The sequence below is a fragment of the Flavobacterium sp. genome (assembly GCF_013822155.1).
Lineage (GTDB): Bacteria > Bacteroidota > Bacteroidia > Flavobacteriales > Flavobacteriaceae > Flavobacterium.
In genome coordinates this window covers 1-1,363 of record NZ_PNJW01000180.1, presented here as the reverse complement: position 1 = coordinate 1,363, position 1,363 = coordinate 1, and the positions used below count along the sequence as shown (strand labels likewise).

The following is a 1,363-nucleotide window of genomic DNA, read 5'->3' as shown; positions in this document are numbered from 1 at the left end:
CAAGACCTGTCCCCTTTGTTTTGTCTGTCCCCTTTGTTCCCAAAAATTCTGAAAATCAATTACGTGGTTTAATAGGTGTTTACAGTAAAGTAATTATATTGGTAACTAGTTTAAGACCATCACTGGCAACTCTGATTACTTTAACCGCAGTTGCAAGGTTTGCAGTATCATTCTCTAGTTTTGCCGCTGCGTTATTCAAATCCTGCTCTTTTTCCTTAAAAGCTTCATTAACACCTTTAAGCTTTGCTGTCTCCAACTTCAAAATTGCTAATCCATTTTGATGGATACTGTCGCCGTATTTTACTTGGTCTTCTAAACTCATCGCACTGAGCTCTCCTTCTGGAATAGAAAAAAGCTTTCGACGAACAATGCGGAGGGAGTCCAAAGTATCTTGAGTTGTATTTTCGTCAACCGTTGCCATGATATTTCCTCTATGTTTTTTATTGACCAGCAGCTTTAAGTGCTTGAGCAGTTACTACAAATTCGTTTACGTCAGAAATTAGAACACTTAAAGAGTTAATATCTGATTTTCCTTGAAGAATGTCAGCCCACACTCCCCGGAGTTGTTTTGCTGCCTCTTGGGCTGTTGACAGTTGCTGACTGATAAACTGTGTCATGAACCATTGTTTTCTATCAACATCCCAGTTTGTAGTAAGTGGTTGGCTAATATTGACATAGGGTCCAATTACCTTTTCGTTAAGAAATAGGTCGTTTTTAGCATTAAAACGATCACTTAAAATCCCCTCTATGTCTTTTAGCTGATCCTCTTGAAGAGCTAAGTAGGTTCCTACGATCTCGGCATCTCTTACTAAGGCGTTTTTGACTTTTGCAGCATGAATCGTGTTTGCCACCAGCCCAGCTAAAGCTCCAGTTTGCGTTTTTTGATCTTCGGTTAAGTTAACTTTTCCACTAAGCGCCTTATTTAGATTGCTAATACTGTCGCTCAATGATTTTACAGCTACGCCAGTATCATCTTTTACAGGAGAGTCGGCAAGTGCTTGTAAATTAAGAAAATAAGCTTTCAATAGTTTAGTTTGCGATCTAAATTTACTTATTTCAATTATGATGTCCTCTAAAGCTTTGTTTTTTTGAGTAATCATTGTCATAGGGTTTGTTCCACGACGAGATTTTTTTAACTCATCAGTATCAAAGTCGATTACTCGATCTGTTGTTACATCTAATAAACTTTCTACAGCATTAGTATATGCAATACCTGATGTTGATAAGTCTTTGCCTTGCTGTATTGACTGTGTTGCACAACCGGAAATTAATGCAAAGGTGAATCCTGCAACTATAAACATTCTCTTCTTCATTTTTTGTCCTCTCGTTTTTGTTAAATGCAGGTGCATTTTGGATGCTCAGC

At 37.7% G+C, this 1,363-nt stretch carries 2 protein-coding genes; both read right to left on the bottom strand.

Going from position 1 to position 1,363, the window contains the following annotated elements; genetic code table 11:
* Window positions 1-79: 79 nt before the first annotated feature.
* Window positions 80-421 (bottom strand): hypothetical protein, encoded by a 342-nt coding sequence (locus tag C0512_RS15770; RefSeq protein ID WP_290863292.1) that lies wholly within the window; start codon window positions 419-421, stop codon window positions 80-82.
* Between the two features lie 19 nt (window positions 422-440).
* Window positions 441-1,313 carry a hypothetical protein gene (locus tag C0512_RS15765; protein ID WP_290863290.1) on the bottom strand — a complete coding sequence of 291 codons (873 nt, stop codon included), beginning with the start codon at window positions 1,311-1,313 and terminating at the stop codon, window positions 441-443.
* Between the last annotated feature and the right edge of the window lie 50 nt (window positions 1,314-1,363).